The 13,883-nt window shown below is 44.7% G+C and carries 10 protein-coding genes; 7 read left to right on the top strand and 3 right to left on the bottom strand.

Annotated elements, in window-relative coordinates:
- Nucleotides 1-129 precede the first annotated feature (129 nt).
- On the top strand, nt 130-897 hold the full coding sequence (locus tag DEO27_RS11565) for a transporter (RefSeq protein WP_112566144.1): 768 nt from the start codon (nt 130-132) through the stop codon (nt 895-897).
- Between the two features lies 1 nt (nt 898).
- On the opposite strand, the gene DEO27_RS11560 is transcribed toward DEO27_RS11565, so the two are convergent.
- The 3 genes from DEO27_RS11560 to DEO27_RS11550 all read right to left on the bottom strand — a co-directional run bounded on the left by DEO27_RS11560 (nt 899) and on the right by DEO27_RS11550 (nt 3,273).
- Nucleotides 899-1,573, bottom strand: coding sequence for a cytochrome b/b6 domain-containing protein (locus DEO27_RS11560; protein WP_112566147.1), 675 nt, complete (start codon nt 1,571-1,573; stop codon nt 899-901).
- 12 nt (nt 1,574-1,585) lie between these two features.
- A complete protein-coding gene (locus tag DEO27_RS11555) occupies nt 1,586-2,275 on the bottom strand; it encodes a VIT1/CCC1 transporter family protein (RefSeq protein WP_112566150.1) in 690 nt (229 codons plus the stop codon).
- Nucleotides 2,276-2,565: 290 nt separating this feature from the next.
- A complete protein-coding gene (locus DEO27_RS11550) occupies nt 2,566-3,273 on the bottom strand; it encodes a FadR/GntR family transcriptional regulator (RefSeq protein WP_112566938.1) in 708 nt (235 codons plus the stop codon).
- A gap of 176 nt (nt 3,274-3,449) precedes the next feature.
- Between DEO27_RS11550 and DEO27_RS11545 the strand changes: the two genes are divergently transcribed.
- The 6 genes from DEO27_RS11545 (at nt 3,450) to DEO27_RS11520 (ending at nt 13,879) form a co-directional block, all read left to right on the top strand.
- Nucleotides 3,450-6,749, top strand: coding sequence for a SusC/RagA family TonB-linked outer membrane protein (locus DEO27_RS11545; RefSeq protein ID WP_223818224.1), 3,300 nt, complete (start codon nt 3,450-3,452; stop codon nt 6,747-6,749).
- A gap of 17 nt (nt 6,750-6,766) precedes the next feature.
- A complete protein-coding gene (gene nanU / locus DEO27_RS11540; RefSeq protein ID WP_112566153.1) occupies nt 6,767-8,311 on the top strand; it encodes a SusD family outer membrane lipoprotein NanU in 1,545 nt (514 codons plus the stop codon).
- A gap of 62 nt (nt 8,312-8,373) precedes the next feature.
- Nucleotides 8,374-9,312: a dihydrodipicolinate synthase family protein gene (locus DEO27_RS11535; RefSeq protein ID WP_112566156.1), complete on the top strand. Its 939-nt coding sequence runs from the start codon at nt 8,374-8,376 to the stop codon at nt 9,310-9,312.
- Nucleotides 9,313-9,314: 2 nt separating this feature from the next.
- Nucleotides 9,315-10,505 (top strand): kelch repeat-containing protein, encoded by a 1,191-nt coding sequence (locus DEO27_RS11530; protein WP_146749948.1) that lies wholly within the window; start codon nt 9,315-9,317, stop codon nt 10,503-10,505.
- Nucleotides 10,502-11,743: an MFS transporter gene (locus tag DEO27_RS11525; RefSeq protein WP_112566162.1), complete on the top strand. Its 1,242-nt coding sequence runs from the start codon at nt 10,502-10,504 to the stop codon at nt 11,741-11,743. Before DEO27_RS11530 ends, DEO27_RS11525 begins: the two co-directional genes overlap by 4 nt.
- A 27-nt stretch (nt 11,744-11,770) precedes the next feature.
- Nucleotides 11,771-13,879 carry a GDSL-type esterase/lipase family protein gene (locus tag DEO27_RS11520; RefSeq protein WP_112566165.1) on the top strand — a complete coding sequence of 703 codons (2,109 nt, stop codon included), beginning with the start codon at nt 11,771-11,773 and terminating at the stop codon, nt 13,877-13,879.
- Nucleotides 13,880-13,883 lie beyond the last annotated feature (4 nt).

The raw sequence follows: 13,883 nt of genomic DNA, 5'->3' as shown, positions 1-13,883 counted from the left end.
ACAAATAAAATTACGCTAAAAAATTGTAGCAATCCTGAAGTGAACATGAAATCCGGTAGCCCCCGAACTACCATTTTGCTACAAAGTCTCTGCCTAATTTTCCTGCACAGCTAACCATTAAATTGATTAATGAAACACATATTACTGATGTTCGCGGTACTTTTTTGTAGCACCGCGATACTTAAAGCCCAGGACAACTATGAAATACAGGTTTATGGTTCCGAAACAGTGGCACAAGACCGAACCATGATTGAGCTGCACAGCAACAACACCCTCAGCGGCAGCAAAACGATTTCATCCAGCGGGCAATTGCCAACCAACCATGTTGAACACGAAACCATTGAGATTACACATGGCTGGACACCCTGGTTCGAGACTGGTTTTTATTTCTTTAATTCTGTAGGTAGCGGCGGAAGATCCGCTTATGTCGGCTCACATATCCGGCCCCGCGTAGCGGCTCCAAAAAGCTGGGATTGGCCCGTTGGCGTCAGTATCTCTACCGAGTTTGGTTTTCAGAAAAGCGCTTTTGATGCTAACACCTGTTCATTGGAGATAAGGCCAATTATCGATAAACAGTGGAATAAGTGGTATGTTTCCTTTAACCCAACCATGGATAAAAGTTTCGCCGGCCCCGATCAACATATCGGCCTTACCTTTTCCCCAAACTTAAAGGGCAGCTACAATGTAACCAAGATAGTGGCCTTAGGGTTGGAGTACTATGGCAGTACAGGTCCATTTTTTCATTATGATCCTATCCAGCAGCAGGAACACCAGTTATTTGTTGCAACTGATCTTGATTTTAATCCTAACTGGGAGTTTAACGCAGGTGTTGGCTATGGTTTTACGAAAGCAACTGACAAGTGCATTATTAAAATGATTTTGGGCAGGAGATTTTAATTCAAGACTGCTTGCCTCCGTTAATCATATCCGATATAATGCCTTTATCTTTCGTGGTTCGTTCGGCCAGGAATACACCGGCCAGATGCACCAGGATAAACACAAGAATAAGGTACATATTAAGTTCATGTATTTCCTTCAAAAAATGAAATTTACGGAGTGCCGGAAAATCATCCTCAAAGGCCAAATCGAAACCTGTAATAACAGATATGAATAATACCAGGTAAAATGCAGCGTAGATCGTTTTTACCCAAAATTCGTGCCCTGCCAATTCTCTTTGCTGTTTGATTATAAAAAACTGGCGATAGGCTTTTGCAATGCTATGGCTCAGCTTCCTCTCTGCCAGCTGGAAAAACTCTAAACCAAGCCGAAATAAAAACAGTGCGGCCAATGCGAAGCCAAAATACGTATGCCATTCCCAAACTTTATCGGCAAGGTCATGCGCTACAGCACGGGCCTGATTGTTATTTACGTTAACTTGTTTATTGGCTAAGGCCGAGATAATTAACGGTGATGCATTTTTAGAATCTAAAATTGTTGAATTGATCAGCACGGTAAGCAATGAACCGGTTATAACAAGTGCGTTAAGCCAATGCCATAAACGCAACCGGGACGAATAACGTTTGTTTTTGGGAGAGTGATCCATATCCTTTCTAACAGAAGTAAGCTTATTCATATTTTGTCGTTTTTAGTGCCCACCAATCAATCGGGCCATTGCGAAGGCCGCACCGGCCGCCATAGCGCCTGTAAATGCTACTTTAACCGCGCCGCTCCAAACCGGCTGACCAGTAACCCTGCTCTTGAAATAGCCGAATACGAACAGACAAATAAGTGCTATAACACAGGAGTATTGCAACGCCGTACTTGCAGTGCTGATCATAAAATAAGGGGATAAAGGAATTATACCTCCCGCTATATAAGATAGCCCTATAGTAATGGCACTTTTGGTTGCTGCATTAGTGCCAGGCTCTTCCAAACCAAGTTCATAACGCATCATAAAGTCAACCCATTTGTCTTTATCTTTTGACATCTCGTCGGCTATTTGTAGTTGCAGCTCACCGGATAAGCCGAAACCTGCAAATATCGCCATCACTTCTTTTCTTTCCTGATCGGGCACTCGTTCAACTTCATCATATTCGCGTTTTAGCTCAGAGCGGTAATGATCCATCTCTGTTTTTCCGGCCAGATATCCGCCAAGTCCCATAGCTATCGAACCGGCAACAATTTCTGCAAGTCCCGCGGTAACAACTATTCCCGAGGCGTTGATAGCACCGCTTAAACCCGCGGCAAGGGCAAATGGAACCGTTAACCCGTCAGACATGCCTATAACAATATCGCGAATGGTATCTGAGCTTTTCAAGTGCTTTTCGTGATGCATAGTTTTTTGATTTAAAGAAAGATAAAGAATTTGAAGCAACTCTGTAGCAGTAAAGCCGTTTGAAATTTGGGATTACATTTCTACTTTAGGGGAGTGGGTAAACTTAGACAAGTAAATAACTGCAAAGCTTACAAGACCTTAGAATTCTGTTTTATATTGACGGCGAAGCCAAACTTGTCAGTATTTAAACCTTACAGATGTTCTTTCAAAAACAATCACAGAAATCTGGGGAGGGTGCCAGTTTTTTCGTGGTGTCCGGGTATATTATATGCATCGACTACATCGACCTTTTATTCAAAAAGCCTGGCAAAGTGGTTTTCCAAATGATTACGCATGCCGTTTCGGAGCATTTCGGCCGATCCTTTTTCAATCAGATCGATAAGCCCGGCGTGCGATACGAACTTTTTATGCTTTACCGGTTTTTTCAGTAAGCCGCTCTGGTGTACATAATCAAATACCGGCAGCAGCATTTTCTGAAATTTGCGAAGGGTTTCGTTACCGGTGATATCGTATAGCTTCCCGTGGAAACGGATCTCCTGCTCAACATCAAAAATGGCGGCCTGGGAAGCAGATGGCTCTACCGAAACAATTGCGCGCAGCTCGGCAATGTCTTCCGGCTTTACCCTTTCAATAATAAAATCTGCCATTCCGATCTCCAGTGCCAGCCGCATCTCAAAAATTTCTTTTAAGGTAGACTTGTCAAGAATTTCAGGATTCATACTTTTTTCGAGGATGGAAACCAAATCCGGACTTGTAAGTACCGCACCGCGTTTTTTCTTTGAATCTATCAGCCCCATCAGCCTTAACCTCAGCAGGGCTTCCCTGATTACGGTGCGGCTTACGCCGAGCGCATCAGCCAATTCCAGTTCCTTCGGAATGGGATCGCCAACCTTAAACTTTTTTTCAATAAACAGTTCAACCAGGTTCTTTTCCACCCGGTCTACCAGCGAACTGGTGTCAATGTTTTTTATGCTTTGAATAAGGCCGTTGCTCTTCATTTTTTCTTTCCCTGCAAACATACAAATCAACCGTAAATAATACCCTAATTCATTTAGTGTATTTGAAACACTCAGTAAATCAGCCGAAAAATATTTTATCGGATTGATTTGCAAAATTAAAATTAAAACTTCATAATTGTATTATGTCATACATAATACAAAATAATCAATAAAATATGAACCAAAGTTTTACCCTAAAAAAAGGCATGATGACCATACTGAGCTTATTGCTTTTTATGGTTGTTCAGGCGCAAACAAGAAAGATCAGCGGCAAGGTGACCGCCGATGACGATCATAGCTCGCTGCCGGGTGTGAGCGTAACCATTAAAGGCACAACCCAAGGCGGCCCAACACAGGCCGATGGCACTTACACTATCCAGGCATCGCCAAATGATGTATTGGTTTTCCGTTTTATGGGATACGGAACACAGGAAATTACTGTTGGGCAGCAAACAACTATCAACGTGGCGCTTAAGCCGGATAATAAAGCTCTTAACGAAGTAGTGGTAGTAGGCTACGGTACGCAATCACGTAAAAGCGTAACCAGCGCTATCGCTACTTTAGATAATAAAGTGCTGGCAACCGCGCCGAGGGCGAACATTGGCAGCGCGCTGCAGGGAACCGTTTCCGGCTTACAGGTAGTTAATAGTAGTGGTGCTCCCGGTGCAACTCCGCTGATTGTGTTGAGGGGCGGCGCATCTATTAATAGTCCGGGTGCCCCATTAGTGGTGGTAGATGGGGTTATCCGGGCTTATAATGATATCCCGGCAGATGATATCGCGTCAATCGATCTGTTAAAAGATGCCGCTTCTACCGCTATTTACGGTGCGCGTGCCAATAACGGGGTAATACTGATCACCACCAAGCAAGGCAAAAACGGAACCGCGCAGGTGACCTATAAATTCACCGAAGGTTTTAACCGCCAGCGCCAGGGCTATAACTACATGAACGCCGGCGATTATATTTACTATAATCGCTTAGGCAACGTAAACTCTGGCCGTACACTGGCGCAGATCAATGCTACCCGCGGGTACGGTTTGCTGACGGATGCCGCGAACCTTGCGTCTTTTGATATCCGTGCCGAAACAGCGGCAAATCAAAACCTGCTATCGCAAGGCTGGCAGGACATGGATGATCCCGCCAATCCGGGCAATAAGATCATCTATAAAGATCATAGTAAGGAAGTTGAAAACGTATTGTTCAGAAATACCCGTACGCAGGATCATTACCTGAGCGCTATTGGTGGTAACGATAAAGGAAAATACTTTGCCAGTTTGGATTATTACAACGAGGATGGTGTTATAGTTGGTTCTAACTATAACCGATACTCCGGCGATTTTAACGGTTCGTACAAAGTAAAACCTAATGTTGAGGTATCAACCGGTGTAACCCTTTCAACCTCATCGCAATTAGGTGCGCCGGCCGGCGATGTGAACTCGCTGTACCGCACATTGGCATTATGGCCAACTTTTAACCCTTGGTTGGACGCGGCTAAAACGCAGCCTAATCCTGGTAATAGCATCAGTGATGGTAACCCACTATATTGGTTGGGTAAGCTTAAACGCAGTAACGAAGTTGACAGGATCGTAGCTAATGCCGCTGTTAAGTGGGATATTATGCCGGGCTTGTTTTTCAAGGTGTCGGGCAGTGGTTACCTCAACCAGCAAATTAATCAGTCGTTTCAGCAGGCTACGCAAACTTATGCTACTTTGTTTGCCAACCCGCCATCATACAGCAGTACCAGCCGGGAATCTATCGCAGGTTACTCCCGCAACTTTCAACAAACCTATAATGCTATCCTGAATTATACCAAATCATTTGGCAAGCATGATCTGAGCGCCATGATAGGTGCCGAATATTACGATCAGAAAGCGCTGGGCATCCAGGTAGATGGTACCAATGCGCCTACGGATAATATATCAACAGCCAATGCATCCACTTTATTTGCTGTTGGTGGTAATTACAGTAACCAGGCCGAAAACCGGATCATTTCGACCTTTACACGGATCAATTATGCTTATGACAGCAAGTACCTGTTAACCTTTGTATTGAGGGAAGATGGTGTTTCGCAATTAGCACCGGGCAACCGGATAGGTTATTTCCCCGGTGTATCTGCAGGCTGGAATCTTGGTCGCGAGGCATTTTTTGAAAAATGGGGGCTTAATAAAATATTCTCAACTTTTAAACCTCGCGCAAGCTATGGCTCAAACGGAAATATCGCGGGCTTAGGCAACTACGATGTGCAGGGTGTTTATGCCGCTCAAACATTATACAATGGGCAGGGCAGCTTCCTGAACACAGGTTTAACCAACGCCAACTTAAGGTGGGAAAAAAGCCGCACTACAGATGTTGGTGCCGATATCGGTTTCTTTAAGGATAGGGTAAGCTTCATGTTCGATTACTATAACCGAATCACCAGCGACCTGTTAACCAGTTTGCCATTGCCAAGCTATACCGGCTTTTCGAGCATTCAAACCAACCTGGGCACTTTACAAAATAAAGGTTACGAGTTTACAGTAAAAGCCAACGTGATCAACAACCCAAATGGGTTGCGGATTGATTTAGGCGCGACCGCTTCATATGTAAAAAACAAAGTTTTAAAGCTGCCATATAACGGTAACGAAAACAACCGGCAGGGCGGTTTACAGGTGTATGACCCTAAATCGGGTAAGGTTATTTGGGTAGGTGGTATCCAGGAAGGGCAGCCATTGGGCCAGATTTATGGATACAAACAGGTATCTATATTTAAAGATGCTGCCGATGTCGCAGCCAAAGCGGGCAACCGCGTAGATAACGTTGCAGGCATCACCGGCCCTAACCTGGCAGCAGGCAAAGGTGGACATATTACCCCGGGTGATGTAAACTGGCAGGATGTAGATAAGAATGATACCATCGATTCTCGCGACCAGGTATACCTTGGTAATATCTACCCTAAATGGACTGGTGGCTTCAACGTGAATGTATCATACAAAGCGTTCTCTTTATACTCAAGGTTTGAATATACTTTAGGTAATACTATTTATAATGACCTTGTAGCACGTACTTTGGGTAATTACCAGGGCACTTTTAACTACATCGACCTTCAAAAACAGGCATGGTCGCCAACCAACACCAATACCAATATACCCAAAGTTTACTATGCCGACCAAGTGGTTGGCTCTAAGCAAAACTATACGAGGGGCAATAATGCCAGTGCGGTACTAAACGGCAATAACTCCAATTTTTATGAGAGCGGGAACTACCTGGCTTGTCGTGAAATAACCTTGTCGTACGATTTTGCCTCGTCATTGCTTAATAAAACTAAGTTCCTGTCTAAAGTGCGTTTGTTCGCCAGTGGCAGCAACCTTTTCTATATCAAAAAATTCAGCGGACCGACGCCTGAGGCACCTGTGTCAAACGGAGCGCTGACCGGAGTTTACCAGGGTACTTATCCAACCCCTAAATCATTTGTAGTAGGTGTTCAGGCATCATTCTAACCTTAAAATATTTCGAAATGAAAAAATATACTATAGTCATCTTTGCAGGATTGTTGATCCTGGGATTGTCGAGCTCGTGCCGGAAGCAACTTGATCTGGCACCGGTAAGCAGTGTTACCGATGGTAACTTTTGGAAAACTGCCGATCAGTTTGATTCATTTGTAGCCGGCGTACACACACAGTTCAGGGCTAATAACAGCGCTTTCCAAACCCTGGGCGAGATGCGCGCAGATATCTTCGCGACAGATCCCGGCACTAACGGCACTTTTACCGGCGAGGCTACTCAGGGTTTTGAACGTCTCTGGACTCAAAACCTAAACCTGGATAATCCCGGCATAAGCAGCTTTGGTGGTTTTTATACCAATATCAACCAGCTTAATTTATTGATAAGCAAACTGAATAGTACCGATATTGTATCGGCCACAAATAAGAATTACTATTTGGGTATCGCCTATGGCATGCGTGCCTTTTACTATTTCCAATTATACCGCAGCTGGGGAAATGTAATCATCCAAACCGAGCCAACTTCGGGTTCAACGCTTAACATCTCCAACCTGGCTAAGGCGGCTTCACCAGCGGCTGATGTATTGGCATTGATTAAAGCTGATATCGATAAATCGGTAAGCAGTTTCGGATCGGATTATTCTTTCAGAAACCTGAAATCGTACTGGTCAAAATCGGCTACGCTGATGCTAAAAGCCGATGTTTATTTGTGGACGGCCCATCGTGGTAATGCTGCCGCGGATGCTGCTACAGCCAAATCGGCATTGACTGATATTCAAACTAATGTGCCTGCCCTGCAATTGCTGCCTAAATACAGCGATGTTTTTGCCACAACTACCAAAGGCAATAACGAGATGATATTTGTAAGCCATTACCAGTTTAACGAGGCAACAATGTCATTTGTGCAAAGCAGTTTTGTACCACAAAGCGGCCTGATCTCCAATTTTTATGATTCATTGGCCAATCGTCAGTTTTCGCCTACTATTGATAACTGGGGCGGGTTGCTCAGGGCACCGGTTAGGATAGCCGCTTTCAGGGCTTTTAACGATAAGGATAGCCGCAAGCTGGCCAGCATTCAACCAGCCTATCAAAAATTGGCTGATGGTACTTTTAAAATTGCCGGATGTTTTACAGATAAATACCAGGGCGAGCAAAACGCGGGTGCACGGCTTATTACCAATGATTTCCCAATTTACCGTTACGCCGATTTACTGCTGATGCTTGCCGAGGCTAAAGTAGCATTAGGCGAGTCGCCGGTAACAGAACTCAATTTGGTAAGGGCAAGAGCTTTTGGTGCTAATTATGATGCTACCACGCAGGGATTCCCTAATCAAACCATTGATGCTAACCCTACAGAAGCCATTTTGCAGGAGCGTTTCTTTGAGTTTGTATTTGAAGGTAAGCGCTGGTATGATTTGCGCCGGGCGGGCGACAGTTTTGTGTATGAACATACCACATTACCGGCATCGCAGGCTTATGCGCTGTTTTGGCCGGTTGACCGTACCACATTAACCAATAACAGGTTGTTGGTACAAACAGCAGGTTACGCCTCTTTTTAACATTATCTATTTTTTAACCGGGAGCATGGTCTCCCGGTTATTGCTCATTACATATATATAACATGAAAATTGAACATCTACAGGGATTGATCAGCGCGCCTTTTTCGCCATTGAACGCAAATGGCGAACTGGACCTGAGTATTATCCCGGCCTACTACGCTTTTCTGAAGCATAACGGCATCACCGGCGCATTCATCAACGGTTCAACAGGCGAGGGGGTATCCTTAACGCTGAACGAAAAGAAGCTGGTGGCCGAAGCCTGGGCCAAGGCATCAAACCATGATCCTGATTTTAAGGTGATGCCCCTTTTAGGCGGAACCTGCCTGGCCGATTGTATTGACCTGGCTAAACACGCTCAAAAAATAGGTTTATATGCTGTTTCGCTAACATCACCATTTTACTTTAAACCGGCCAACGTGAATATGCTGGCCGAAAGCTGCATGGCGGTGGCAGCGGTGGTACCTAATATGCCTTTTTATTATTACCATATCCCGGTGTTAACCGGCGGCAATTTCGCGATGCTTGATTTGCTGAAAGCCCTGGATGGCAAAATGGATAACCTTGCCGGTATTAAATACACTCATGAAGATTTTATGGATTTTCAAAGCTGTATCAACTTTAAAAACGGTAAATACGATATGCTTTGGGGGAGGGACGAAAATATGCTTTCGGCGCTTGCTGTGGGTAGCAAGGGTGCTGTAGGCAGCACTTTTAATTATGCCGCTCCATTATACCACTGGCTTATCGATGCTTTCAACAATAATGATTTGAGCGAAGCACAGCAACTTCAGCAAAAATCAATAGATATGATTCGACTGCTCGGTAAATACGGAGGAATAGCGACCGGCAAAGCTTACATGAAATTAGTTGGTATGGATTGCGGAGAATTTAGGCTACCTGTAGCTAATATGACGGCAGAACAGTTTGAAAACTTTAAATTAGATGTTTCTGAACTGGGCTTTGATCAATTCAAATCAATTGCGCCTGCTGCAAACCTGTAATAATGAAATTTATAATCTACATACTTTTAATGACAGGCAGCATCGCGTTAGCAGGCCAGGTTATGGCCCAGGATAAAGGTTCAGAAAAAATAAGCTGGTCGGTGCCGGTACGTATCCCCCCTGCGCCGGGTACTGATAAGCAATTAGGTTTGGCAGGCGTTTTTACGGGTACAAGCAATGGTGTTTTGATCATTGCTGGAGGATCAAATTTTGCAGATGGCGCTATGCCCTGGCAGGGTGGCAAAAAACTGCACTACGATGATGTGTATGTTTTAGAAAAGGGCGACACCGGTAAATTTAACTGGCTTAAACCTAAAACAGAACATCTACCACAAAAAATAGCTTATGGAGCAAGTACAACCATTCCAGAGGGAATTGTTTGTGCCGGTGGTGAAACCGAAACAAGCGCGGGCAGCACTAATGTTTTTTTAATGAATTGGGATCCGGAAAAAAAAGATGTGGCTTTTACTGATCTGCCGTCATTGCCTTTGCCGCTGGGCAACGCCTGCATGACAAGTATTGGAAAAGTGATCTATTTAATTGGCGGCGAAAGTGAAGGCAAACCATCCGCTAAGTGTTTTACACTAAATCTGGCAGATCAAGAGCCGCGATGGAAAGCTATTGCAGATTTGCCCACAGCTATGTCACATTCTGTGGCGGTGACGCAATCCAACGGAAAATATCCCTGTGTTTATGTGATCGGTGGTAGGAGCAGTACAGCATCGGGCATCAGCGATTTGCATGGTTATACTTTTTGTTATGATCCGCTAATTAACAAATGGATAGGGCTGAGCAAAGTGACAGATGATAAACAGCAGGTTAATATTTCGGCGGCAACCGCGGTTGCCGCCGGTACACGCCACATACTATTGATTGGGGGAGATAAGGGAGCAATCTTCCATCAGATTGAAACTTATAACGCGCTTATAGCCAAAGCTAAAACTGATGAAGAAAAGCAAAGCTTACAGCAACAGAAATTAACGTTGCTGAACAATCATCAGGGTTTCAGTAAAGATGTATTTCAATTTAATACGGTTAGCAACTCCTGGCAAAAAATTGGCCAATTACCATTTTACGGGCAGGTAACTACAACAGCCGTGTTGTGGGGTAGTGAGATATTTATTCCCGGAGGAGAGATTAAACCGGGCATCCGTACAGCGGCAGTAAGCATGGGAAAATTTAACAGCAAATGAAACAAGGAAAAAATTATCCCTGGCTTGTGGTTGCCTTATTATGGGTAGTAGCGCTGCTCAATTACATGGACAGGCAAATGCTCTCGGTGATGAAGCCGGCAATGGAAGTGAATATCGCTGAACTGAAATCGGCAACCAATTTTGGCTACCTGATGGCGGTATTCCTGTGGATATATGGTTTGATGAGCCCGGTTTCAGGAATCATAGCCGATAGGTTAAACCGCAAATGGTTAATTGTTTGCAGTTTGTTTGTTTGGTCGGGTGTTACGTTTGCCATGGGGTATGCTGCTACGTTTAACCAGCTGTATACTCTTCGCGCTGTTATGGGTATTAGCGAAGCCCTGTATATTCCCGCTGGTCTGTCGTTGATAGCTGATTTTCATACCGCTAAATCAAGGTCGCTCGCTGTAGGCGTACACATGACGGGTTTATATGTTGGGCAGGCGCTGGGCGGCTTTGGAGCCGCGGCCGCTGCCGCTTTTTCATGGCAGGTTACTTTTCAAACATTTGGGGTGGTGGGCATGGTGTACTCGGTTATACTGATCATGTTTTTGAAAGAGAAAGATAAGGGGGGTGATACACAGTTAACAGCAGAGGAACAGCCAAAGCAAAACAAAAATTTATTTAAGGGACTTGCAGCCCTGATAAGCAATAAGGCCTTTTGGGTGATCCTGTTTTATTTTGCCGTTTCCAGTTTGCCGGGCTGGGCTACCAAAAACTGGCTGCCTACGCTGTTTGCTCAAAACCTGCATATTGATATGGCAACCGCCGGGCCGCTCTCTACCATAACTATAGCCGTTTCCTCATTTATAGGAGTGATCATGGGCGGGCTGTTATCCGATAGGTGGGTGCATGGAAATAAAAAAGGTCGTGTATTTACAAGCGCTATTGGTTTGTCGCTGACAATTCCAGCACTGTTACTCATGGGTTTTGGTCATTCACTGATTTTTGTTGTAGGTGCGGGCATCTGCTTTGGGTTAGGCTATGGTATGTTCGATGCCAATAATATGCCCATCCTGTGCCAGTTTGTTCCGGTAAAAAATCGAGCAACCGCCTACGGTATTATGAATATGACAGGCGTGTTTTTTGGCGCGTTTATTACGGACAGGTTGGGCAAATCATCAGATGCCGGAAGCCTCGGAACTGATTTTGCCATGCTGGCGGCAGTAGTGCTCATAGCCCTTGCTGTGCAGCTGTATTTTCTGCGACCGGCACATGATGAGTATGCTGATGCCTGATTTATCCCATTCTTTAAACGTTAGCAGATGAAATTTAAGAACAAGTATTATCCGTTACTGCTGTTTGCTTTATTGATTGGAGTGAAACAGTTATGTGCTCAAACCGGGGTAATCAAAGTAGCCTGTATTGGTAATTCGGTTACTTATGGCTACGGTTTAGCTAATCCCGCACAGGAGAGCTATCCAGCTCAGTTACAGAAACTACTGGGCAATCAATACCAGGTTTTAAACTTTGGGCATAGCGGTGCTACTTTACTCAAAAACGGTCACAATCCCTGGTATAAAACGCCGGAATTTAAGGGGCTCATAGCATCTAAGCCAGATATTGCCATTATTCATCTCGGATTAAATGATACCGATCCGAGGGATTGGCCAGATTACAGGCAAAACTTTGAAGCGGATTACGCGTGGCTGATCGATACCATCAGGAAAGTGAACCCTCAGGTGAAGATATTTATTTGCCGGTTAACGCCAATCTTTAGCGGGCACCCGAGGTTTAAATCAGGTACAAGGGATTGGTACTGGCAAATCCAAAACCTGATCCCCTTGATTGCAAAAGCAAATCATGTTGCCCTGATCGATTTTAATAAACCGCTTCATAGCCGCCCCGATCTTTTTGCCGATAATTTGCACCCTGATAAGGAAGGCGCATTAATATTGGCCCGGGCGGTTTACAGCAGGCTTACCGGTAATTATGGTGATTTAAAATTACCTGCTGTATTCGCTAGCCAGATGGTATTACAGCGCGACAAGCCAATCCCGGTATATGGCACAGCTAATGCGGGAGTTGAAATAATCGTTAAATTCAAAGATGTTGTAGCAAAAACGAAGACCAATGAAAACGGTGAATGGAAAGTAACGCTGCCTGCATCAAAAGCAGGCGGGCCTTTTCAAATGACGGTGGGCACCAAAGATACCTGTATTATCATTAACGATATTTTGATGGGCGATGTTTGGCTTTGTGCCGGACAATCCAACATGTATTTCCCGCTAAACCGTTCGGCAGAGGCGAATACTGCTATGCGCACTGCATCGGCGAATACAAAACTACATTTATATAAACTTAGTCCGCAGGCCGAAACTGATGCAGTAGTTTGGGATTCGGTAAGTTTAGCTAAAGCCAATAAGCTGGATTTCTTTTCAGGTTCGTGGAAAGCATGCGACAGCAGTTCGGCGGCGGATTTTTCGGCGGTCGGCTATTATTTCGGTCAAAGAATAACCAGGGATACAGGTGTGCCCATCGGCTTGATTGAAGTGGCCGTGGGCGGCTCGCCAACCGAGTCATGGATAGACAGGTATACGATGGAGCATGATGATCAACTGGTTGATATGCTGAATAACTGGCGGACCTCCGATTATGAAATGGCTTTTTGCCGGGAGCGGGCAGCTATCAACTTAAAGAATGCTGTTAATACGAAACAACGCCATACGTATGAGCCCTGTTATAATTATGAAGCGGCCATTGATCCGCTTACGCGCTTCCCTGTAAAAGGCGTGCTATGGTACCAGGGCGAAAGCAATACGCATAACCCTGAACTTTACAGTCATTTGTTTATAACACTTGTAAGCAGCTGGCGGCAGAAGTGGGGCGCTGATCTTCCTTTTTATACTGTTCAGCTATCGGGTATCAACCGGCCTTCATGGCCAGTTTTCAGGGACACTCAGCGGAAGCTGCAAAAGAAGATCCCCAATATGCAAATGGCCGTAAGCTTTGACCTCGGCGATTCGCTCAATGTGCACCCAACCAGGAAACGGGAAATAGGAGAAAGGCTGGCCCTGCTGGCAGCGCGTTATACTTATCACCAACCTGTAAAAACCAATAGTCCCGAACCGTTGACAGCTACCAGACAAGGTAATCAAATTGTGATATCCTTTGAATTTGCTGCCCAGCTAAAAACAGCAAATAATAAAGACCTGATCGGTTTTGAGCTGATCAACAAAAAAGGTCAAAGTGTTTTGCCGATCGCAGCTATCAGGGGAAGTAAAGTATACCTTACTATTCCGGCAGGTGAAAATATCAAGGCGATCAACTACGCCATGCAGCCATTTACCCGGGCTAATTTAATTAACGAGGTGGGGCTGCCTGCTCCAACATTTACTATGCAACTGCATGAAAAGGAAAATGTGTTCTATTAAAATC

This window comes from Mucilaginibacter rubeus, from assembly GCF_003286415.2.
GTDB classification, from domain to species: Bacteria; Bacteroidota; Bacteroidia; order Sphingobacteriales; family Sphingobacteriaceae; genus Mucilaginibacter; species Mucilaginibacter rubeus_A.
This window is presented reverse-complemented; position numbering and strand designations above follow the sequence as displayed.